This is a genomic window from Bacillus sp. 1780r2a1, assembly GCA_024134725.1.
GTDB classification, from domain to species: Bacteria; Bacillota; Bacilli; order Bacillales; family Bacillaceae_H; genus Priestia; species Priestia aryabhattai_A.
The window spans coordinates 459544-482170 of record CP099863.1; the positions used below are offsets into that span (position 1 = coordinate 459544).

The 22627-nt window shown below is 36.2% G+C and carries 26 protein-coding genes and 2 riboswitches; of the genes, 19 read left to right on the forward strand and 7 right to left on the reverse strand.

Translation table 11 applies throughout. The features are described from left to right. The first annotated feature begins 227 nt into the window (after nt 1–227). Nucleotides 228–710, forward strand: a complete 483-nt coding sequence (locus tag NIZ91_02395; GenBank protein ID USY55554.1) for a glutathione peroxidase — start codon at nt 228–230, stop codon at nt 708–710. Nucleotides 711–752: 42 nt separating this feature from the next. Here NIZ91_02395 and NIZ91_02400 read toward each other — a convergent pair whose 3' ends face one another. Then, nucleotides 753–1562, reverse strand: coding sequence for a hypothetical protein (locus tag NIZ91_02400; GenBank protein ID USY55555.1), 810 nt, complete (start codon nt 1560–1562; stop codon nt 753–755). Between the two features lie 225 nt (nt 1563–1787). On the opposite strand from NIZ91_02400, the gene NIZ91_02405 reads away from it, so the two are divergent. Further along, complete coding sequence (locus NIZ91_02405; protein ID USY55556.1) at nt 1788–4592, forward strand: DEAD/DEAH box helicase; 2805 nt, start codon at nt 1788–1790, stop codon at nt 4590–4592. A 19-nt stretch (nt 4593–4611) separates the two neighbouring features. Here the strand turns inward: NIZ91_02405 and NIZ91_02410 are convergent, their stop codons facing one another. Both NIZ91_02410 and NIZ91_02415 read right to left on the reverse strand, forming a co-directional pair. Next, nucleotides 4612–5007, reverse strand: coding sequence for a (deoxy)nucleoside triphosphate pyrophosphohydrolase (locus NIZ91_02410; GenBank protein USY55557.1), 396 nt, complete (start codon nt 5005–5007; stop codon nt 4612–4614). 82 nt (nt 5008–5089) lie between these two features. Next, nucleotides 5090–5311, reverse strand: a complete 222-nt coding sequence (locus NIZ91_02415) for a DUF3923 family protein (GenBank protein USY55558.1) — start codon at nt 5309–5311, stop codon at nt 5090–5092. A 251-nt stretch (nt 5312–5562) separates the two neighbouring features. Beyond that, nucleotides 5563–5763: riboswitch (cobalamin riboswitch) on the forward strand. Between the two features lie 163 nt (nt 5764–5926). Here NIZ91_02415 and NIZ91_02420 point away from each other — a divergent pair. The 6 genes from NIZ91_02420 to lepB all read left to right on the forward strand — a co-directional run bounded on the left by NIZ91_02420 (nt 5927) and on the right by lepB (nt 11546). Then, the gene (locus tag NIZ91_02420; protein USY55559.1) at nt 5927–6160 is read left to right on the forward strand and encodes a hypothetical protein; all 234 of its coding nucleotides are present in this window, start codon (nt 5927–5929) and stop codon (nt 6158–6160) included. Then, on the forward strand, nt 6150–7259 hold the full coding sequence (gene mmgD, locus NIZ91_02425) for a citrate synthase (protein ID USY55560.1): 1110 nt from the start codon (nt 6150–6152) through the stop codon (nt 7257–7259). The genes NIZ91_02420 and mmgD overlap by 11 nt, the downstream gene beginning before the upstream one ends. Before the next feature lie 95 nt (nt 7260–7354). Further along, entirely contained in the window at nt 7355–8791 is a 1437-nt protein-coding gene (locus NIZ91_02430; protein ID USY55561.1) for a bifunctional 2-methylcitrate dehydratase/aconitate hydratase, read from the forward strand. A 16-nt stretch (nt 8792–8807) separates the two neighbouring features. After that, nucleotides 8808–9722, forward strand: coding sequence for a methylisocitrate lyase (gene prpB, locus NIZ91_02435; protein USY55562.1), 915 nt, complete (start codon nt 8808–8810; stop codon nt 9720–9722). Nucleotides 9723–10052: 330 nt separating this feature from the next. Further along, complete coding sequence (locus NIZ91_02440; GenBank protein USY55563.1) at nt 10053–10610, forward strand: L,D-transpeptidase; 558 nt, start codon at nt 10053–10055, stop codon at nt 10608–10610. Between the two features lie 387 nt (nt 10611–10997). Beyond that, the gene (gene lepB, locus NIZ91_02445; protein ID USY55564.1) at nt 10998–11546 is read left to right on the forward strand and encodes a signal peptidase I; all 549 of its coding nucleotides are present in this window, start codon (nt 10998–11000) and stop codon (nt 11544–11546) included. Between the two features lie 75 nt (nt 11547–11621). Here lepB and NIZ91_02450 read toward each other — a convergent pair whose 3' ends face one another. Both NIZ91_02450 and NIZ91_02455 read right to left on the reverse strand, forming a co-directional pair. Next, nucleotides 11622–12383 (reverse strand): LytTR family DNA-binding domain-containing protein, encoded by a 762-nt coding sequence (locus NIZ91_02450; protein ID USY55565.1) that lies wholly within the window; start codon nt 12381–12383, stop codon nt 11622–11624. Between the two features lie 13 nt (nt 12384–12396). Next, the gene (locus NIZ91_02455) at nt 12397–13734 is read right to left on the reverse strand and encodes a GHKL domain-containing protein (protein USY55566.1); all 1338 of its coding nucleotides are present in this window, start codon (nt 13732–13734) and stop codon (nt 12397–12399) included. A gap of 286 nt (nt 13735–14020) precedes the next feature. On the opposite strand from NIZ91_02455, the gene NIZ91_02460 reads away from it, so the two are divergent. The 8 genes from NIZ91_02460 to NIZ91_02495 all read left to right on the forward strand — a co-directional run bounded on the left by NIZ91_02460 (nt 14021) and on the right by NIZ91_02495 (nt 19152). Next, nucleotides 14021–15808 carry a hypothetical protein gene (locus tag NIZ91_02460; protein ID USY55567.1) on the forward strand — a complete coding sequence of 596 codons (1788 nt, stop codon included), beginning with the start codon at nt 14021–14023 and terminating at the stop codon, nt 15806–15808. A gap of 14 nt (nt 15809–15822) precedes the next feature. Next, nucleotides 15823–16548 carry an ABC transporter ATP-binding protein gene (locus NIZ91_02465; protein ID USY55568.1) on the forward strand — a complete coding sequence of 242 codons (726 nt, stop codon included), beginning with the start codon at nt 15823–15825 and terminating at the stop codon, nt 16546–16548. 346 nt (nt 16549–16894) lie between these two features. Continuing rightward, complete coding sequence (locus tag NIZ91_02470; GenBank protein USY55569.1) at nt 16895–17590, forward strand: YIP1 family protein; 696 nt, start codon at nt 16895–16897, stop codon at nt 17588–17590. Between the two features lie 31 nt (nt 17591–17621). Beyond that, on the forward strand, nt 17622–17822 hold the full coding sequence (locus tag NIZ91_02475; protein USY55570.1) for an uberolysin/carnocyclin family circular bacteriocin: 201 nt from the start codon (nt 17622–17624) through the stop codon (nt 17820–17822). A gap of 39 nt (nt 17823–17861) precedes the next feature. Then, complete coding sequence (locus NIZ91_02480; GenBank protein USY55571.1) at nt 17862–18062, forward strand: circular bacteriocin, circularin A/uberolysin family; 201 nt, start codon at nt 17862–17864, stop codon at nt 18060–18062. A gap of 32 nt (nt 18063–18094) precedes the next feature. Continuing rightward, nucleotides 18095–18295: a circular bacteriocin, circularin A/uberolysin family gene (locus NIZ91_02485; GenBank protein USY55572.1), complete on the forward strand. Its 201-nt coding sequence runs from the start codon at nt 18095–18097 to the stop codon at nt 18293–18295. 32 nt (nt 18296–18327) lie between these two features. Beyond that, complete coding sequence (locus NIZ91_02490) at nt 18328–18528, forward strand: circular bacteriocin, circularin A/uberolysin family (GenBank protein USY55573.1); 201 nt, start codon at nt 18328–18330, stop codon at nt 18526–18528. 108 nt (nt 18529–18636) lie between these two features. Then, on the forward strand, nt 18637–19152 hold the full coding sequence (locus NIZ91_02495) for a stage II sporulation protein M (protein ID USY55574.1): 516 nt from the start codon (nt 18637–18639) through the stop codon (nt 19150–19152). A 183-nt stretch (nt 19153–19335) separates the two neighbouring features. Here NIZ91_02495 and NIZ91_02500 read toward each other — a convergent pair whose 3' ends face one another. Both NIZ91_02500 and NIZ91_02505 read right to left on the reverse strand, forming a co-directional pair. Then, a complete protein-coding gene (locus NIZ91_02500; GenBank protein ID USY55575.1) occupies nt 19336–19848 on the reverse strand; it encodes a DUF1129 domain-containing protein in 513 nt (170 codons plus the stop codon). Next, nucleotides 19845–20180 (reverse strand): PadR family transcriptional regulator, encoded by a 336-nt coding sequence (locus NIZ91_02505; GenBank protein USY57073.1) that lies wholly within the window; start codon nt 20178–20180, stop codon nt 19845–19847. Before NIZ91_02505 ends, NIZ91_02500 begins: the two co-directional genes overlap by 4 nt. Before the next feature lie 248 nt (nt 20181–20428). On the opposite strand from NIZ91_02505, the gene NIZ91_02510 reads away from it, so the two are divergent. The 3 genes from NIZ91_02510 to NIZ91_02520 all read left to right on the forward strand — a co-directional run bounded on the left by NIZ91_02510 (nt 20429) and on the right by NIZ91_02520 (nt 22244). Beyond that, on the forward strand, nt 20429–21064 hold the full coding sequence (locus NIZ91_02510; protein ID USY55576.1) for an accessory gene regulator B family protein: 636 nt from the start codon (nt 20429–20431) through the stop codon (nt 21062–21064). Beyond that, the gene (locus NIZ91_02515; GenBank protein ID USY55577.1) at nt 21045–21176 is read left to right on the forward strand and encodes a cyclic lactone autoinducer peptide; all 132 of its coding nucleotides are present in this window, start codon (nt 21045–21047) and stop codon (nt 21174–21176) included. The genes NIZ91_02510 and NIZ91_02515 overlap by 20 nt, the downstream gene beginning before the upstream one ends. A gap of 192 nt (nt 21177–21368) precedes the next feature. Next, nucleotides 21369–22244: a YitT family protein gene (locus tag NIZ91_02520; protein ID USY55578.1), complete on the forward strand. Its 876-nt coding sequence runs from the start codon at nt 21369–21371 to the stop codon at nt 22242–22244. Between the two features lie 143 nt (nt 22245–22387). Further along, nucleotides 22388–22572, forward strand: a riboswitch (Lysine riboswitch). Nucleotides 22573–22627: the final 55 nt, after the last annotated feature.

Below are 22627 nucleotides of genomic sequence, written 5' to 3' on the forward strand. Positions count from 1 at the left end.
AAAAGTGAAATGATTGTTAGAGAGCTGATTTCTACTATAGAAGAAATTCAACACTATATACTTTAATAGTATTAAATAAAAAGTGCAAGGGAACGGGGTATCTTGTTGTGCTGGAAATTGTTATTTAAATCGTTTTGTGGTTCTGATGAAAAGGAAAATGATTGAATTCCCTATAAATATTTTATAAAATTAAATAGCGCACAATTTTTATAAAGGGGGAAGCGAATGTGGAGACTTTGTACGACTTGACGGTAAAAAAGACAAATGGCGAAGAACAAGCATTAAAGAAGTATGAAGGCAAAGTAGTGCTCATTGTGAACACGGCTAGTCACTGCGGTTTGGCAGGTCAGTTTAAAGAACTACAAGAGCTATATGACAAATACAACGAACAAGGCTTAGAAATCTTAGGTTTTCCATGCGGTCAATTTAACAACCAAGAGTTCGATAATATTAATGAAACAACGCAGTTCTGCCAGCTGAATTACGGCGTAACTTTCCCGATGTTTGCGAAGGTTGATGTGAACGGAGAGAATGAAGACCCGCTGTTTACGTTTTTAAAGAATCAAAAAAAGGGTCTCCTATCTAAAAACATCAAGTGGAACTTTACAAAGTTTCTTGTTGATAAGAAAGGCCGTGTCTTAGAGCGCTATGCGCCAACTGTGGAGCCGAAAAAGATTGAGAAAGAAATTGTGAAGCAGTTAGCGCTGTAGAGAAAGATTAAAAGGAGCTTAGGTATCTAAGCTCCTAAAATATTACTGTCCGTCCGTAAGAGGATATAGCTCATACTCCCACTGATGCGTACATTCCTCTAACATATAATATCCGCGTTCTTCGTTGCGTACAATCCGGGAGCACTGCTGTCTGGGTATTGGCCCTTCGTCACCATCGCTTACAACATCAATCCAACGCTGACCGGCTTTTTTATCATACCGGGTGATGAAATCCATCCCGTTAATGGTTATTGTCTCTCCGTCACTGTTGCTTTTTGCTTTCAGTATGAAATTCTCTATTTCTTTTGTACTGACTGACGATGAAGAAGAGGCTAAATACACATCTTTTGCTCCTTTCCATGAGTTAAACCGGACAATATCTTTGGAAACCCATGTTGGATTATGGGCTCCTAATGCTGCCTTAGCTCCTTCTTCAACAGGATATTCGGGTCCTCTCACCATAAATTCCACCGATTGATTGTCGAGAAGCTTACCAATTACTCCAAATCGTGTTTTATAAAAGTGATAAAAATACGTTGTCTCACCTAGAGTAACGTGACGATACTCAATTACAAGAGATTGTTTGTGACTGGGAGAATCAATCTTTGTATAGTCATAATCCATGAACAAGACCATAAACCCATGTATAAATAAGGCCGGAATTCCAACGATTAGTCCTAAACCAACCCACAGCTTTTTGTTAACAAAAAACAGCACGATGATATTGATGACTAAAGGAATGAGATAACCTGTGGGTTTTAAAAAGAGCAAAAAATAGCCTGATAGATGCATAGATGTTAGTCCTAAGTCCATTACGAACAGAAAAATCAGTAGCCATTTCGCTTTTATCATTTTGTTTCCTCGTTTCCATGTATGAAATGCATTAAAACATTTAGAATGATTTTAGCATAGGATTAACAAATTGTGGGAAGTTGTTTGAGGGTAAAGAGGTTGATGATAGTTTATAAGATAGATACTTTAACTCTTACTGTTTACCAAAAACCCCTTGATCCACCCCGTCCAAACCCCTAAACTAAAAGTAACAGTTTAATGGAAAAAGGTGGAGCGGTGGACTACATGAACAATCGATTACTAGTAAACTCAAAAAACACGAATCTTCTACATGAGCTTGTGACTTCTTTGAAAGAGTGTAAGAGCTTTTATTTTAGCGTAGCTTTTATTAATTTTAGCGGGCTGCAGCTGCTTTTAGACCCTTTGAAGGAAACGGCTAATCGTGGTGTAGAAGGGCGTATTATTACGTCGACGTATTTGAATTTTACGGAAGTGAAGGCGTTAGAGAAGATTAAAAGCTTTGATAATATTGATCTTAAGGTATTTAGCTCGGTAGAAGAAAAAGGGTTTCATACGAAGGTTTATATTTTTGAGTATGAGAGCGACTACAAGGTGATTATTGGATCTGCAAATATAACGCAAAGCGCGCTGAAAAGCAATATTGAGTGGAATGTAGAGGTTGTATCAAAGAGCAAAACGCCTTTCATTCAAGATGTACTAAAGGAATACGAGCATTTGTGGGACATTAGCAACGACGCCACGAGCGAATTTCTCGAGGAGTACGGAAAGTTTTTGGCTGCGCTAAAGGAAGCAGCGTACAAGCCTCAGATGATTTTTGAACAGAGTGAATACATCAAGCCAAATAAGATGCAACAGCGCGCGATGGGAAATTTAGAGCGCTTGCGCAGCTTTGGTGAAACGAAAGCTTTAGTCATTGCGGCAACGGGTACAGGTAAGACGTATATGTCAGCATTCGACGTGCAAAAAGTGAAGCCAAAGCGCCTTTTGTTTATTGTACACCGAGAAGAGATACTCCAAAAAGCAAAAGAAACGTTTGAAACGCTGCTTGTGAACGAGGGAGTGACGTTTGGCTTTTTGACAGGAAGCTCGAAAAATCAAGAAGCAGACTACTTGTTTGCGACGATTCAAACGTTAACGAAGCACTATAGTACGTTTGAACGAGATTCGTTTGATTATATTATCTATGATGAAGCGCACCATGCGACAAGTCCTTCTTATCAGCGAGTAATGGACTATTTTACGCCAGCATTTACGCTAGGCATGACGGCAACGCCAGAGCGAAGCGACAGCATGAGCGTATTTGATTTGTTTGATAACAACGTAGGTATTGAAGTTCGTCTTCACGAAGCGCTAGAAGATCAGTTAGTCGTACCGTTTCACTATTTTGGTATTACGGATATTGAAGATGTTGATTTAAGTGGTATTGACATTGATGATATAGCCGAGGTAACCAAACGGTTAAAAGTAAATGAGCGCGTTGATTTTATTATTGAAAACATGGAGTTTTATGGTCACGACGGTTTAACTCGTAAAACGCTTGGCTTTTGCGCTAGTATTGAGCACGCTGAGTATATGGCAGCACAGTTTAATAAGCGTGGCTACAAAAGTGAAGTGTTACATGGCGGCCATTCCATCCTTCAGCGTCAAGCGTGTATTAAACGATTAGAAGATGATAGAGATGAATTAGAAGTCATCTTTTCAGTAGATATTTTCAATGAAGGTGTGGACATTCCATCGGTGAACTCTGTATTAATGCTTCGTCCAACAAATTCACCAATTGTCTTCATCCAGCAGCTGGGACGTGGTTTGCGCAAGCACGAAAGCAAATCATTCCTAACAGTGCTTGATTTTATCGGAAATCACAGCAAGGTCTTTTTAATTGCCCTTTCCTTAAACGGCAGCCGCTATTACGATAAGGAAAGCTTAAAGGTAGCTATAGCAACGGGATTCCCAAGTATTCCAGGTGCTACGCATATTCAAATGGATGAGATTTCACGAGACAGAATTTTAGCGCAAATTGACCGTGAAAACTTCAATTCGCTGAAGTACCTGAGAGAAGAGTACAACGAGTTCAAAAAATTAAATCAAGGCATGATTCCGTATTATCTCATGGACTATTTAAAGTTCGACGGAGCGCCTGACCCAGTGAAATTTATTAATAAAGAAAAATCATATCTTCAGTTTGTAGCAAAAACCGAAAAAGACGACCAGCTGAAAACTTTGTTGCTTCACGAAGACTTTGAAAGTGCCCTTAAGGAATTGTCTAGTAAGCTACCAATCAAGCGGGTATACGAGTTTGTGATTTTGAAATATTTACTAGGTCATGACAAAGTTTCACTGAAGCAAGCTAATAAGGAAATCTTGAAATACGTAGAGAACGTGGAGGAAGATACGGTAAGGCATGCGTTTGAAGTGTTAAATCAAGCGTACTATGATAGTGGTCAGCTTCGTTCTAAGTTGAAGCTACTTGATTTCAACGGAGAAGAAGCGGTGAAAACGGAGCGCTTTGTGAATGTTTTACATAACGATCAGTTTAAGCCGTTTATTAAAGATGCGATTGATTATGGTATTTTTCGCTACGAAAAAGAGTTTGGTAAACGAGATTACGGCGTACCGCACTTAAAGCTGTATGAACAGTACACGATGATGGACCCAGCTTTACTATCAAACTATCGGAAAACGCACAGCTCGTTTCGTGGTTCTGGCTTATTAACAAGTGAGAAAGAATTCTTCTTGTTTATTGATCTTCATAAGGAAGAAGACATTAAAGAAAGCATTAACTATCAGGATAAGTTTATCGACAAGCGCACGTTCCACTGGCAAACGCCAAACAGTACGACCCAAAAATCTGAGCGAGGAAAGAATATCATTTTTAACAAAGATAGAGGTATTCATCTGCATCTGTTTGTACGAAAGTATCGTAAAATTGATGAAAAAACTGAGCCGTTTATTTATATCGGAAAAGGAAATACGGTTGAGTACCACGGAGAAAAGCCAATTACGGTCATTTTAGAATTAGAAAATGAAATTCCAGCACTTTTGTATACAGAGTTTACGGAAAGAGTATAGCCTTCTCATCATGAGAAGGCTATTTCTTTTCTACTAACAATTCAACCGCCGGAACATCAGCTGGTGCCCAGACAAGTGAATGAAGATTTTCTTTGTTTAACCAAACAAGCTTCGCATGCTCAGTAGGCTGCGGTGTACCTTCAGCAATTTCAGCTTTAATGGCAATAAGCTCAATGATAAACGTATCGTATTCATGCGTATGCTCGTTATGTAATTCGGTTGCTTTGATTTTACAGTGCAGCTCTTCTTCAATTTCTCTCACAATCGCAGAGTAGATGTCTTCGCCTTCTTCTACTTTTCCACCAGGAAATTCCCACATGTTCGGTAGAGACATGTCGTTTGAGCGAAGAGCACATAGCACTTCATTTTGATCATTTTCAATAACGGCCGCAACGACCTTTATTTTTTTCTTCACGGTTCATTCTCCTTACAGCTGTTTTGTTTCATCATAACATAGGAGAGTAGGAGATTATAAGATCGGAATTGATAGGTAGGTTTCATTTACTCGTTCTTACATTAACAACAAGCCATACAACTTGAATCACAAGCGGAATGACAAAGGCAAGCACTAACACAATAAAGGATAATAGTTTAATCTCAGGGGTTTGAATGGCACCCGCTCCGTCCACTTTTCGCGTCCATACCATAATAGTGCCTAAAACAAATAGCATGGCCCAAAAACAGTTTGTAATCCACCAGGAAATCCATCGTTTTTTCATGAAATCGCTCCTTTCATCTTTGGCATAAAGCAAATTTACTTTTAAGTTTTTCCTTTATTATACAGGATTTATTATCCAATAATTAACAAAAACAATCTTTCTATATTTTATTTATGCTTTTGCCAGAGAGGTTATAAATGGATTTATAAGATAAGTGCTTTGAAAAATGAAGTGTTGTACAGTGTTAGCTAAGTGAAATGAAAATAAAAATTGTAAAAATTTATAAAATTTGATATGTTTAAAGTGAATTTAATATCGGTGTAGAAACAGGTGTAGGTGAAAGGTATCTTTTATCTGCTTAAAAGGGAAGTTCGGTTGGAGTCCGGCGCTGTCCCGCAACTGTATTTGGGAGCGATTCGAAAAACGCCACTGTTTTCATGGAAATGAAGATGGGAAGGTTCGAAGAGTGATGATCATAAGCCAGGAGACCTGCCTGTTTTAGCATGCATCAATACCTACGCGGATAGGGGGTGTTAAGTGCGAAGTGACAAACATGTTTTAAAAATGATTTAAATACATGTTTATTTGAGTATTGTCTCGCAGCTTAACAACTTCTTTGAGAAGTTGTTTTTTTATTGTTTTTTTACAGGGTACGCGTGATGGAGGTGAGCAGCTGTGGATGGATCAGTTGAGTATTTTGTGAATTACTTTAAAGCGAGCATTATGAATAACGTAGTGGCAGAGAACCCTTGTACACTTTCAGACTATTATCAGGAGTTAAGAGATTGCGTGGTAGACGAGAGGGGGGATGCTGAAAAGAAGGCTCTTTTTTTACACAATATTGAAAAGGCTTACAAAATAGTAGGTGAAGAGATATTTGGAATGGAGGAAAAGAGATATGGAGACTGAAGCGAGGTTTTTTCCAGGACTTGAAGGGGTTGTAGCTACTGAAACAAAAATTTCATTTCTCGATACCCAGCAAGGGAAAATTATTATTCAAGGATATGACTTGATTGAGCTATCAAAATCAAAGAGCTATCTTGATATGATCTATCTTTTACTAGAAGAAAGGCTCCCCAATAATAACGAGAAGAAATTAGTGGAAGAATTTTTAAAAGGAACGTATGACATTCCAGATGAACTGTTGGATGTCTTCCGCTTACTCCCTAACGGCACGCATCCAATGGATGGATTGCGAACAGGAATTTCGTTTCTTTCTGGCTTTGATACGAGGCTTGATGACCGCTCGCTATCAGTAAATAAAAGCCGTGCTTACAAGTTGTTAGGTAAAGTGCCTGCGATTGTGGCCAACAGCTACCGGTTAATTGAGAAGAAAGAACCTATTCGTCCCCTTAAAGAGTTATCGTATAGCGCAAATTTCTTTTATATGATCACCGGAAAGAAGCCATCGTCTCTGGAAGAGCAAATCTTTGATCGTTCACTTGTTTTATACAGTGAGCATGAGATGCCAAACTCAACGTTTACGGCGAGAGTCATTTCTTCTACTCAGTCTGATTTATACGGAGCGTTGACAGGAGCGGTTGCTTCTTTAAAAGGAAACCTGCATGGAGGAGCTAATGAAGCGGTAATGGAAATGCTTTTAGAAGCTGGTACTGTGGATAAATTTGAAGAGCTGCTGGCCGCTAAGCTTTATAAAAAAGAGCGTATCATGGGATTTGGACATCGCGTGTATATGAACAAGATTGATCCGCGCGCTTTAATGATGAAAGAGTCTCTCAAACAGCTATGCGACCTGCAAAGAGATGATCGTCTTTATCGCATGTGCGAGGCGGGCGAGGAACTTATGAAGCGTGAAAAAGGTCTTTATCCAAACTTAGATTACTACGCAGCACCTGTTTATTGGATGCTTGGTATTCCTATTTCACTTTATACACCAATCTTTTTTAGTGCTAGAACGGTCGGATTGTGTGCGCACGTTATTGAGCAACATGAACATAATCGACTTTTTAGACCGCGCGTACAGTATGTGGGCGAGCGCCGCTTTTAACAATTTGGGGTTGTTCACGGCCGCTCACCGAATGGATATTTTGGCGAATACCCATTTCTATCATAAATAAATTTGAGTAGAAAGGAAAGATGCACATGTTGAAAACGAATGAGCAAGTCAAAGCGGATGTTTTGTTAGAGGAAATTGCAGATTATGTTCTTCATAAAGAGATTAAGAGTTTAGAAGCGTTCCAAACCGCTCGTTATGTGTTGCTTGATACGCTTGGGTGCGGGATGCTGGCGCTTAGTTATCCAGAGTGCACAAAGCTTCTCGGCCCAGTTGTTCCAGGGACGGTTGTTCCAAATGGCAGCCGGGTGCCGGGCACGTCATTTGAGTTAGATCCAATTCGAGCTGCGTTCAACATTGGCTGCATCATCCGCTGGCTGGATTATAACGATACGTGGCTAGCGGCAGAATGGGGACATCCTTCTGATAATCTTGGAGGTATTTTAGCGACGGCTGACTACATTAGCCGCGTACGTATAGCAGAAGGGAAAGAGCCGCTGGTTGTTCGTGATGTACTTGAAATGATGATTAAAGCACACGAAATTCAAGGCGTACTGGCGTTAGAGAACAGCTTAAACCGAGTTGGGTTAGATCACGTGATGTTTGTGAAGATTGCTACGACTGCAGTTGTTACTAAAATGCTTGGAGGAACGCGTGAAGAAATTATTAATGCTTTGTCCAACGCGTGGATTGATACGGTGAGCTTACGTACCTACAGACATGCGCCGAATACCGGTTCGAGAAAGTCGTGGGCTGCGGGAGACGCCACGAGCAGAGGCGTACAGCTGGCTATGATGGCAGTAAAAGGAGAAATGGGCTATCCGACTGCGCTTTCTGCACCTAATTGGGGTTTCCAAGACGTATTATTTAATAAGAAACAGGTAACGCTTGGCCGCCCGCTTGATTCCTATGTCATGGAGCACGTGCTGTTTAAAGTGTCTTACCCGGCAGAGTTTCACGCTCAAACGGCCGCGGAGTGCGCAGTTAAACTGCACGGAGAAGTCGTGAATCGATTAAACGATATTGCGTCGATTACAATTACAACGCATGAGTCTGCGATTCGCATTATTGATAAAGAAGGGCCGCTTCATAATCCAGCGGACCGAGATCATTGCTTGCAGTATATTACGGCAATTGGTCTTCTTAAAGGAACAATTGCTGCCGAAGATTATGAAAACGAAGTTGCAGCTGATCCGCGAATTGACGAGCTGCGCAGCAAGATGAAGGTTGTTGAAAATAAACAGTATAGCGAAGACTACTTGGATCCTAAAAAGAGATCGATTGCAAATGCCGTACAGATTCATTTTAAAGATGGTACCCAAACAGAAGAAGTAGAGTGTGAGTATCCGCTAGGCCACCGTTTTAGAAGAGATGAAGCCATTCCAAAGGTTAAAGAAAAATTCTCGACTAACATCAAAACGCGTTTTCCTCTTAAGCAGCAAAAGCGAATCGAAGGAGTTTGCTATAACCAAGAGGAGCTTGAAAACATGAGCGTAAACGAGTTTGTTCAATTGTTTTTAATCTAAATAAGGAGGGGCTTACATGACGTGGATTGTCAATCAGCCGTTATCTCAGAAGGAGCTAGCTGCTACGTTTCAACGGCTTATGGATGCACCAGAAATCCTTCAACTTCCGGGTGCGCACGATGCTATGGCCGCACTTGTGGCTAAGCAAGCGGGTTTTTCAGCACTTTATCTATCAGGCGCGGCCTACACTGCAAGTCGGGGGCTGCCCGACTTAGGAATCGTGACATCTACTGAGTTAGCCGACCGAGCGAAGGATTTGATAAGAGCTACAAACTTGCCTGTGCTAGTTGATATTGATACAGGCTTTGGTGGCGTTTTAAATGCTGCCCGTACCGCTAGAGAAATGGTTGAAGCAAACGTAGCTGCCGTTCAAATTGAAGATCAGCAGCTTCCCAAAAAATGCGGTCATCTCAATGGAAAACAGCTTGTAACAATAGAAGAAATGGTGCAAAAGATTAGAGCAATTAAAGAAGTTGCTCCGTCTTTAATTATTGTAGCTCGGACGGATGCTCGCAGTAGCGAAGGTTTGGAGGAAGCTATCAAACGAGCAGCTGCATATGTGGAAGCAGGAGCTGATGCTATTTTCCCTGAAGCACTGGGTTCCGAAGAAGAATTTCGAGCGTTCAAAAAGCAAATTCAAGCTCCTCTTTTAGCTAACATGACAGAGTTTGGGAAAACACCGTACTATACAGCAACAGAATTTAGTAATATGGGTTTTCAAATGGTCATTTACCCAGTCTCGTCACTTCGCGTAGCAGCAAAAGCGTACGAGAGGATATTTGAGCTAATCAAGGCGACGGGTACTCAAAAAGAAGCAACAAGAGATATGCAGACAAGAAGCGAGCTATATGATATTATCTCGTACTATGATTTTGAACATTTGGACAAGAACTTAGCTCAAACCATTCTTACAGAAAAGCATAAGTCGTAAGCGGATAAGGAAGTTAGAATAGTGTGAGCTTGCTGCAACCTGAACTAATTACTGTTCTTATTCTAGTAGACCAGATATAGCAGTTAAATCATTTAGATAAGAAATAAAACAGAAAATTTGTATATAAATAGTAAAAAAGGTCGAGGAGTTGCCCATAAATTGAGCAACTTCTCGACTTTTTTAATGATTTTTTGACAAAATTTTAATGGTTAATTATGTATTAATCTATATTTTTTACCTTTATTGTTATATATTAAAAATATAGTAAATTATAGAGAAAAAGGTCTGTTTGCTACTTGCCTATAAACAGAAAAAAGGGGAGCAGTTACAATGAAAAAAGTGTTAACAAAGGGGATTACTGTTTTAGCATTACTCGTGGTTTTATTAAGTGGACTTCCAACAAATAAAGCAGAAGCTGCTAGTAAAAGCACAGCAAATCAAGATTTAATTATTATCAACAAATACTATAATAAGCTAGCTTATTATCAAGATGGAAGTTTAGAGATGGTGAAATCTGTTGCGACCGGAAAGTCGTGGGAAAATACTCCGGTTGGTTTTTTTAAGGTAGTAAATAAAATAAAAAATCGCCCTTATTATAAAGGGAAAATTCCTGGTGGAGATCCTCGTAATCCATTAGGGAATAGATGGATTGGCTTAAATGCCAACGGAACGTACGGAGATACATATGCAATTCATGGAAATAACAATCCAAGCAGCATCGGAAAATACGTGAGCTTAGGCTGCGTTCGTATGCATAATGCGGATGTAACCAAACTTTTTGATAAAGTAAAAGTAGGTACGCCAGTGGCCATTACGTATTCGTATAAAAGCTTTGAAGAATTAACGGCTGTGTACGGATATGATTTTAAAGGCTACAGCACCAAGTGATAAATGAAATGATTTAAAGAAAACCGCCAGTCTCTTAGTGCACAGGCGGTTTTCTTCTTTGTTTATAATTGACTTTATAATTAATTATGCTCAACATCATCAGAATAAAAGTGCTGATGGCAAAGTAAGTAAATCCGCTTTTATTAAATGAATATAGATAGAAAAAGCCCGAACTGATTATAAATAATAGATACATGACAGTAGTTAGCACCCAATATCCCTTCATAAACACATTTTCTAATCGCTATTTACTTATTTTACATAAACAAAATATGGCGTTTACATCAAGTATAATAAAATAAGATAGAGTGTAAAAGAGGTCTAAATGGATAAAATGGTGAACAAACTAGAAGTAGGAAAAGGAAATGTTGAATAGAGGTGTAGCGAGTGAAAGAAATAGTAGCTTGGGGTAAATCCATTCTAATTGCAGTTGCCATTGTCTTTTTGGTACGAAACTTTGTGTTTGTTCCAATCATTGTAGACGGCGCGTCGATGATGCCAACGCTAGAAAGCGAAGAACGCATGATTGTCAATAAGCTAGGAGGTGTTGATCGGTTTGATATTGTTGTGTTTCACGTGACAAAGAATAAAGATTACATAAAGCGCGTCATTGGACTGCCTGGTGATCATATTGAATATAAAGATGATACGCTTTATATTAACGGAAAAGCATACGAAGAGCCTTATTTGGACGAATATAAGAAAGGTTTATTGGGACAACCTCTTACAGAAGACTTTAAGCTTGAAGAGTATACAGGTGAGACAGTTGTACCAAACGGACAGCTATTTGTGATGGGGGATAACCGCCGCAACAGCCTAGACAGCAGGTCGCCGATGCTTGGCACGGTTCCGTACGATCAGGTGGTTGGAAAAGCAGAGCTTGCATACTGGCCTTTAGAGAAGCTAGAGGTTATCGGTTCTGATTCAAAAGAGTAGAAAACGATTGTTTAACTAACAAAAATATCCCTTATAAAAAGGGATATTTTTGTTTCACTAAGATATATAGCACGCTTATAGATATGAATTAATGGCATGTCGCAATTCACTATACTTGTTTTTGCTAACTCGAATTTCTGCATTGACATTTTCAAGCTCGATTAAATAAGAGCGCATGTATTCATCAGGCTTAATTTCAGCGACCTTTGATAAAGGAATTAAGAATGATTGGTGTGGTCTGAAAAAATGATGTTTGCTTAACATTTTTTCCAGTTCGTTCAGTGTATTGCTGCATTCAATCTCTTTGTTATCCTTTACGCTAATAATACATTTTCGGCCTCGTTTTTCAACAAAATTAATTTCATTGATTGTAATAAAGTGAATGGAGCTTTTGTCTCTTACCGTGATTTTCTTTGTCGCTTGCTCTTGTGTACTATCAAGATTAAGTTCTTGAGAAACCGTTCTGTTTGAGCGCTGGTTACGAAACTGAACCAAGGCTTTTTCAAGTCGTAACGGGCTTACAGGCTTTAATAAAAAGTCGATAGGATATAATTCGTACCCATGTAGAGCATAGTCAGAGTGACCTGTTACAAAAATCAATAAAATATTAGGAAATTGCTGTTTAATGGTTTCCGCTAACTTTAAACCATTGATGTGAGGCATGTCGATATCTAAGAAAACTAAATCAACCGCTGATGTTTGTAGAAATGCTAGTGCGTCTCTGGGATCTGAATAACTATAAATGTTTTCGATAAATGGATATTGTGTTAATAAATTTTTTAACATATCCGTGCAATGGATCTGATCATCTACGGTTAAAACATTATATTTATCCATCTGTCTCTCTCCTTTAAATCGCTTTGTTCTTTTTCATAGCTGGAAGTCTAGCAATAAAAGCCGTAGTATTACTAGTTGTTTCTAGGTAAATCATGCCTTCATATTTCTCGATAATCCGCTTAGTAGCAATTAAGCCAATACCTTCATGATCATTTGACTTAGTTGTAAATTGATTGTTAAATAACTTTGAAGCAACATTAGGGTCTATTTCTCCACTGTTTGTTACTGTAAATATGTATTCGTTGGATGAATGTTCAGCCTCAATTAAAACCTCAATCCATCTGTTTTGTTTTTTATTATGCGTTAGTGCATCCATCGCATTTGAAATTAAATTTCCTAGTATGCGATTAATATCGGTTACTTTGCAGGGAATGTGGGCTAAATTATCTTTTGCGATTACGGACATCTGAATATTTTTGGTATGTGCTTGCTGCTTTAAAGTTAATAGTAAAGCCGAAACGGCTGGGTGATGAATAGGAATGACTTCATTTACTTTTCTCACATCTTCAATGACTTCCTCTATATATGCTTCAGTATCCTGAAACTTTTGCTGGGCAATTAATCCATATAGTGTATGAAGGTGATGAATAAAATCATGCCGCTGAGATTTAATAACTTGAAAGTATCGCTTAATTTCCACCTCATGCTGCTTTTCTAACAGTTTCTCTAATCGTTCAGATTCATGCTTAAGCACAATTTGTGAAAAGAATAGCAGATAAATGATAGATACAACCGTAATGAATAAAATAGATGAATTCGTTTGTTGTAAATAAAATAAATTATACGAAATCGTAAATGCTACAACAATGATAAGTACCATAGTGAAGCAAGTTAAGATGATATACCTTGGCCCATGTTGCTTATAAAAGAATTCATTCTGATCTTTGTAAATAATAGTTAAAGGAATGAAAGATAATTTGTATTTAATAAATAGAAAGCTAATGAAATTAATTAATAGAATATGAGGTAACGCAATGAACATTTTCTTAAAGGACTGAGTTTCCAATAAGCTTATGACATCAAAGGTATTTCCTAAAAAAAGGAGTGCTATCAATTCTCCTAATAATAAAATACATAAACCGAGTACTACTGAAATAAACGCAGCAGAAAAGCTAATCTTGAAAATTAAGCTTCCTAAGATGAATAAAATGAGAAAGCTGCATAAAAAAGTAATGGCGTGTGAAAAGTTGGTCGTTAACTTCAATAGCATAATTGATGCTACTCCGATTGAGTTGGCTGCTATGAACTGTGCTCTTACCTTGGAAAATTTAATACCTAAAAAGGCAATTAAGAAAAACATTAATGAAAAAACTTCTAAAAAGGTGCCTGCTAGTTCAACGAAGAAGTTCATTTTAATTCTTTTTACCTCCTATTTTTATTATGCTAACAACCCTTTACGATATATAAAATAGCATATATTGCATTTTTTTAATATGTTAATTACAATAATTATTTCTAAAAATAACAATACTTGGTTAATTTGATAATTTTAACAGACCGTGTTTTGACCCTGTTAAGACGAAAAAGTGCCTAGATAAGCAGAAGATGTAGACATATATGTATGTTTATTTTAAATTATTGTAAGAAGTTTTCTGAGTTACTATATTGTAATGCAATATAGTGGAGGGGTGAAAAAAATGATAAGCAAATGGCTGAAATGGAAGCTTTTTATTCGATGGAAGAATCAATGGAACTATATTAAAATCTTTAGAGATTTATCAGTTGGAAGAAGCCTCTGGGTCTTATTTTTTATTCAAAATATAATTCATTCATGCTTCATTTTTTTCGGAACGTATTTTCTTTTAAAATACATAGTTCTTAACGAACAGTTAACGACTGGTGAAGCGAAGCAAAGTCTAGTGCTTAATTTAATTTTAAAGATGTTGTCTTCCATACAACAAAATGGGGAGATTCTTTGGTCAATTTTATTTTGTCTAATTATGATTTTTGCCTTTATTTCGGGAGTAAGTTCTTCTAAATGGCAAATACAATCGAAAGATCAAGAATGGTTAATGATTACGTTAAAGATCAAGCAAAGAAAAGCAAACATCTATATCTATTTAGAATCAATTGTATGGGACACGAAGGATTTTATCTTTAACTATATTCCAATTTTAGTAGCTTTAGGCGTTGTTACAGGTGTAAATAAAGTTTATCTTGCTAGCTTACTAATTTTAACGTTAGGTAGCTATTTGCTGCTGACTTTGCTTGTTTCAATATTGCATAACAATTATATTAAACTACAGCACTATAAATGGAATTTCTTTTTGAGATTGTTAACGAATCTAACTGTTCGCCTTTTGATTGTATATACAGCTTTTTTTGTTGGAAAAGTGACCTCTCCGTGGATTAAGAAATTTCCTTTAACGAGCAATAATGTCAATTATGCACTTTACAATGAATGGATTAATGATGGAGTAGACGTTATTTTTTCTATTTTAGCACCGCTATCAAAAATCTTCTTACATCCTTATATGCCTTATAACGTGTTTTCAGACATTTTGTTTAATGGTCTTCAACTCCATGCCTTAATGAAGCTAGCAATGTTCTTTGTAGCATTGATTGTTCTTTTATTCATTTTATCAAAAATGAATCATCATAGAAGAACTCCATATTATCCGTTTAAAAGAATAGAGGCTTTCAATACTTTTTTAGCTAAAGTTATTCCTGGCACATCTTATACAACTATTTTAGCCAAGCATCATTATCGAACGAATTATTTGCGCTATCGGTTTCCGATTGTTTTAGGATCATTTTTATTTTGGGTAATTTGGGGAGTGATTACAGGCCTCCTGCAAAGCCTTAATCCAAGTGAAGAGATTTACTTTTTAATCATGTCATTTTATTTGTTTTTCTTAACTTATTTCTACGTATATTCAATTTTCTCCGAGTTAAATGGTATGTTTTCTGTGGACGGAGAAGGGAAGCAAGTCATTACTTATTTGTTAAATGGAAAATCATTATGGGATGTGTTTAAATATCGGTTTCATCTATTCGCTTTGACAAGTTTACCTTTGTTTATCATCGCAGATATCGTATTCTTTTTTGTTAATCAAATGTCGCTCATATTAAGTATCATGACTTTGTTATTGCATATTATTAGCTTTTTCTTCTTTGCTTTATTAATGTTCTTGCCTGGAGTACTTAGACCGCATTTTAATTACGAAAATATCGAACAGTTAGACGATTATCCAGATAAGAAAATTGTCGCCGATGTCATCCGCTTTGGGACCGTTGGGTTAATGGTTCCATTATTGATGCTTCCTACGGCTTTGTTTCTAGTGGATAGTATTGGGACTTCAAGCTATCTTGTCATTCAGTGGGGCATGATTGGAATAATTCTTCTTTTATTTGTTGGAACAGCGCTGTGGCTCGTTTCCAAACTATTAGTTAAAAAATCAAGCTTTGAACAAATAAACTTATAGAGAGAAGTGATTGTATGAACTACTCTTTACGCTTTCAAAACGTCAGTAAATCGTTTGAAACCAAACGCATATTAGACCATATCTCATTTGATATTGAAAAAGGGAAAATAACGGCATTTCTTGGGCAGAATGGAGCGGGTAAAACCACAACGTTAAAAATTGCAATGGGACTTCTCACACCGGATGAGGGAAAGGTGCTTTTGCATAGTGAAAGCATAGAGAAAATGAAGAAAGAAGTCACTTTTATACCTGATCATCCGTATTTATACGACGAATTAACAGGTCGAGAATATATAAAGTTTATTATGGAATTAACTGATTTAAATCTATCAAAAGAGGAAGTAGAGAAACAAATTGTTTACTATCATCTAGAGAAAGAAATCGATAAGAAAATTAAAAATTTATCATTAGGTAATAAAAAAAAGTTAGCTTTGATGGGCAGCCTGCTGAATAAGCCTAGCGTCTTACTGTTAGATGAATTCATATCTGGGATTGATCCAATTAATATGAAAAAAATAAAATCCATTTTAAAAGATTATGCATCAATAGGTAACTCTATTTTGCTCTCTACCCATCAGCTAGAAGTGGCACAAACATTTTGTGACTCTTTGGTCTTCATTAACGAAGGAAAGATCTTAAAAATAGAAAGAGATATATCAAGTGTTTTCACAAAAAATGAAAGCTTAGAAGACTACTTTATTTCAATGTTAAGTACGTCAGGAGGCACTTCGCATGACTAAAAAATTCTTTATACTGGCTACTATCGTGTTTTTACTATTCGCTTCACCGCCACTTATATTAGCTATTTATCAAGGAGAGGTAAAGGACATTATGGTTATCTCCTTGATTATAATTATTGTTTTTTCGATTACAACATATGAATTTGTTAGAAGAAAAAAATGAAAAAAAGACTAAGTCCTTAAAAAACTAGGGATTTAGTCTTTTTATTTTAGTCACTAATATTAGCAAAATAACCCCTGAAAATACAAAAAACGACCATAATATCCAAAAAATGTTTATTGTTTAGGTTTTTATTGTACTATTTATTCAGGAAGCAACCAACAAACAGGAGGATGAGAAAGTACCATGGTGAATCAATCTGAAGTAATGGAAAATAAACAATCTGTATCACTCTCGACTAACAACCCCATTAGTCTAGTTAGCGCACTATTTAGCCCAGTTAAATTCTTTAGTCAGCTAAAAGTGCAAAGAAAACTGGGGGTTAATATCTTCATTATTTTAGTTTTATATGGAATTATTACATATTTACTTTCTCAACACTTATTAACGAATAATGAAATTGGATCCATGTTGCCAAAAGAACTGCAAAATGGAAAAAGTCAAATGATTATGGTAATTGGAACCACTTTAGTAGGAATATTTCAATTTTTGTTTACCGTCTTAATTTCTACTTTAATTTATAAAATTATCTTATCATTTGCACAGGTTCGAGTAACGTTTAAAGGGCTTTTTCATATCGTGATGGTTGCGCAAATCCCCCTTATTATTGGGAAAGCAATTAACCTATTATTTATTAATGAAAACACTATGGAAATGCCAATTACAAGCTTAGGTTTTACGATACAATCTTTGACTGATTCGGTTTTTATCCTTAATTTCTTCTCTAGTCTTGAAATATTCAGCATTTGGAGTTATTTCATCATTGCCTTAGGTGCTAGCGTATGTATTGGGTTTAGTAAGAAAAAAAGCATGACCCTTGTGTTCTCTACGTGGCTAGTATTTCTTACCATTTCTTCTATGCTATTGAGCTTTTTAAATTAAGAAAAATGCACTGATTGAAGGAGGTGAGAGGGTGGACGTAATCGCTAATTTAGTCGGAGCATTAGGAATCTCCGAGTATTGGGCTACTTTGATTGTGAATGCCATCATGGCTGGAGATACAGTAACACAGTTATTGGCTGCATTTGGAAGCTTTGGATTAACTGGAACCTTAATTAGTACATTGAGAAAGTTAATCAAACAAATTGGTAAGCAAAAAACAATTGCTTACTAATAAGAAAAGAATGAATTTTATTTAAAGGAGGTGAAAAACATGGAAGTAGTAGCATATATCGCAGGAGCATTAGGAATTTCTGAATACTGGGCAAACGTAATCGTAACAGCAATTGAAGCAGGCAGCACAGTTCTAGCTTTGATCTCAATGTTTGCTAGCTTTGGATTAACATCAGCACTAATCTTAACAGCTAAATCATTATTGAAAAAAGGCGCTAAGAAAACAGCAGTAGCTTACTAATAAATTAAAAATCTTAAAATGAGGTGGAAAACATGGAAGTAGTAGCATATATCGCAGGAGCATTAGGAATTTCTGAATACTGGGCAAACGTAATCGTAACAGCAATTGAAGCAGGCAGCACAGTTCTAGCTTTGATCTCAATGTTTGCTAGCTTTGGATTAACATCAGCACTAATCTTAACAGCTAAATCATTATTGAAAAAAGGCGCTAAGAAAACAGCAGTAGCTTACTAATAAATTAAAAATCTTAAAATGAGGTGGAAAACATGGAAGTAGTAGCATATATCGCAGGAGCATTAGGAATTTCTGAATACTGGGCAAACGTAATTGTAACAGCAATTGAAGCAGGCAGCACAGTTCTAGCTTTAATCTCAATGTTTGCTAGCTTTGGATTAACATCAGCACTAATCTTAACAGCTAAATCATTATTGAAAAAAGGCGCTAAGAAAACTGCAGTTGCCTACTAATACAATTGCAACTACAAATTAAATTGTAGGGAGGGGAACGATGTCGGTCGTTTCCCTTAATTTATTATATCAAAATTCTTACATAAAAAAAATCTTAAGGTGGTAAAAATGGAAAAATTATTAAAAGATAGATATTTATTTCTATTTTCTGTTGGATGTTTTTTCTTAAGCTTAATTTTTGGACTAGGTTTGGTTTTAAGTGCAGATGTGAACGAAGCTATTAGTAACAACAATAATTATTATGCGAAACGAGAAGGGATTTCAGGAGCAACATTCTTTTTTATTCAAAATTTTAAAGTGGTGCTTATGTTACTTTCCGGAATTCTTTGTTTTGGGCTTTCTACTTTTTTAGTATTAGTAATCAATGGATTTTGGCTTGGGGGTGTAATAGCGAGTCAGTATTTAAATGGCACAAGCGTCTGGGAATTATGTATAAGCATATTGCCACATGGAATTTTTGAGATTCCAGCTTTATTATTAGCCGGTTACATAGGATTCGTTGGTTTTAAATTTTATTTTCAAAAAAAGAACTGGAAAAGGAATCTATCAACAGTAGGTATTATTGTTGTGTTACTTTTAATAGCAGGCCTTATTGAAGGATTTGTCACGCCTAAGTATATTTAATAGGCGTGACTTAGTGGTTTCATTAAGAAGTCCTTTAAAAAGTGAAGAGAAGATAACCAATCATCTGTTACTAGTATTAGGAATTTCTTCTGTAGGTTAATATGGCTCTTGTGTTGTTGCTTAGCCATTGTTATGTAGTCTCTAAAACAGAATAAAATGAATGCTACTACCATCGAGACTGTTTTAGCTAATGTTGATAAAAAGGATTTTTAAAAAGTAATATAATACACCTGCAACCTGAATAATGAGAGTTAAAATTAGAATGCTCATGATAGAGCTTGTAAAGGCAAAACGCTTATTCAATTTAAAAAAACCTAGGATGACAACGCTACTTAATATGGAAAATAAAGTTAAATCAACAAATAAAGATGAATCGTTATGTGAACGGCTAAAGATAATAATAGTTGATATGAGTAGAATACTAAGCCCAAAGGTTATTTTTTCTTTTAAAGAGCTTTTTGGTAGCTGTTCTACAATTTTTTGTGTATATTCTCTGGGGTTTTGACCAAATAAGTCGTGAAAGTCTTTTCCTTGTTTCTCTCCCTCTAAAAGGTGATCAAGTATTTCATCTCTAATTTCGTTACGTTTTTTCGTGTCTAAATCGCTGCTAGATAAATATAGACAAAACTCTTCAAACTGTTGCTTATTGTACTTAGTTAATCTAAGCTTTAATCTTTCAACCTCTTGATAAGTCATACTCGTGAGTGCTCCTCTCTATGTTTTAGAAAATAATTTACTGATTTTTCTAATTTTACCCATTCATCTTCAAAGCCTTGTAAAAATTCTAGACCTTCTGGTGTTATTTTGTAATACTTTCGCCTTGGTCCTGTTTTGGATTCAATAAAGTAGGCAGAAATAAGCTTTTCTTTCTGTAATCTCAGCAATAGAGGATAAATGGTTCCTTCACTTACTTTGTTAAATCCACCTTTTCTCAACTTCTCAATTAATTCATATCCATATATTTCATTTTGCTTAATAAGAGATAGAATACTACCTTCTAATAAGCCTTTAATCATCTGACTATAAATAGACAGTACTTTCACCAGCCTTTCTGAACTATAGTTGAGCAATATAGATGGGTTATAAAAATTATCTTATAAATACTAAATCTAAAATACTAGCATGACGTATAAAGGTTTAAAAATGTACTATAAATTCCAAAATAAGAATTTTTAGGGGAGTTTTTGCGTTTTAATTTAACTGTATTAATTTAACTTAATAGTATTTTTGTGCTAATATAACGATTGTAAATTATAGTTTGTTTGGAGGAGTAAGTGTGAATTGGGGACCAAAAGACTTAGCTCAAGCAATAACCAATGAAGTTATTGCTCACGAAAGTAGCTTTAGAAAAGTAAGCGGAAAAATTCGCTATGGTTTAGAAATGATGATTATTTTACTTTATCAGGTTTTCATTGTTTTACTATTGGGCTCTCTATTTGATCTATTTTTTCTCACATTACTTTGCTTACTGTCTCTATCCATGTTTCGAATGTTTTCCGGAGGAGCACATTTCTCTAAATTTCATCACTGTTTAATTGCAAGCGTTATGCTTATCTTCACCATTTCTTTTACTTCTAAGTATCTCTCACCTATGCTTGATATTATTTATTGGCAGATCATTGCTTATCCAATAGTCATTTTCTTTGTTTGGCGATATGCACCCATTTTATTTAAGAAAGAAGCAGCTTTTAGTAATTCGCAGAAACAAAAAAATAAATGGACCTCTATTTTAATTGCACTATTTCTGATGATTATAAGTTTATTTATTCCCAAGGCATATGCAATTGTCATCATGCAAGTACTGGTTTATCAAACATTTACGATTACACCTATTGGAGTATTTATCATACACTCAATAGATAAAATTTTAATAAAGAAGGAGATTGATTTAAATGAAAAAGTATCTTTATAATTTTGTTGCTGCTACAGGTTTATTTATGACACAAGCTACCTTTACAACAAGTTGTTTTCTAGGATTGTATGAACCTGAACTTCCTGAAGATGAAGACGAAGAACTACAATAAGTTTACAATGATTTTTTTAAAATTATTTCCATTTTTAAAGTAGTTAAATAGCCAGTTTTCGGTACTAAACCGATAACTGGCTATTTACGTTTGTTATGCGTATTATCTGTTAGAGATACCTTAATCTTATAAATGAAGATGATTTTATGATAAAATTATGTGTGTCAAAAAACATTAGAAGTGAGGAATTACATGAATGCGTTAAAACAGCATCGAAAATCGAGTAAAAAAAAGCTGCTGTTTCGAGGCCTTTTAGTCATCATTGGTGGCATTATCGCAGGTTATGGGTTAGAAACAGTATTAATTCCAAATAGCGTATCTGATGGGGGCGTAACGGGACTTAGCATCGTTGGTTCACAGCTTTTTGGAGTTCCACTAGGTGTGTTAATCGCTATTATCAACCTTCCGTTCATTTGGTTAGGATATAAACAAATTGGAAAAAGCTTCGCTATCTTTTCAATCATCGGTATTGCTTCTCTAGCAATTAGTACAACTCTTATGCATCATACTCCAGCAATTATCGAAGGAGATACGCTTTTAGTAACCGTTGTAGGTGGTGTAATCCTTGGTTTTGGAATGGGTTTAGCACTGCGTAACGGAGGCGCATTGGACGGTATTGATATGCTTGCTGTTCTCCTTTCACGAAAGTCCCCGTTTGGAACAAGTGACCTTATTTTATTTTTAAATATGTTTGTTTTTATCGTGGTTTCTTTTGTGTTTGGCTTACAAGGAGCTATCCTTTCTGCAATTGCTTACTTCATTGCTTCAAAGGTCATTCATGTCGTTGAAGTAGGACTAAGCGGTTCAAAAGCGTTTGAAATTATTACAAGTGAGCCTGTCTTAATGGTTAAAACGATTCGTGATCGACTTGGTCGAAGCGCTACATATAAAGAAGTATACGGCGGATATTCTCATGAGAAGTTCAAAGAAATTACGTGCGTCATTAACCGTTTAGAGGAAAGTAAGATGAAGGAAATTATCAACGAGATTGATCCGAACGCATTTGTGCGCGTATATGACGTTGCCGAAGTAAAGGGTGGAAACTTTAGAAAAACCAACATTCATTAAATTAATCTTTTTATTCTGTATAAAATTGGTATTATCTAGAGGTGGAAGGATTATCCAACAACCTATCCAATAAAAACCAGATTGACAGATTAGGAAGAAAGATGTAGACTTGAAACAAATTTAATAAGACCTCACTTTTAGTCAAGTGAGGTAGAGGCGCGGTATTTAACAGTCTTTAGTAGAGTTTGAGAGACGTTGAAGCTAGGGAGAAGGAAATATCGCCGAAGTGAGTAAATTGTTCTCAACGATTGCTTGCTGGGTCTGTAGTGAAGAACTGCAGGACTGTCTCGATAAGTTTACCAGCTTATTGAGTTGTGCTATCTCATCTTTTAAAAGAGAGGACTTTAGGGAACGATGAACGAAACGACCTGAGTATATCTCGG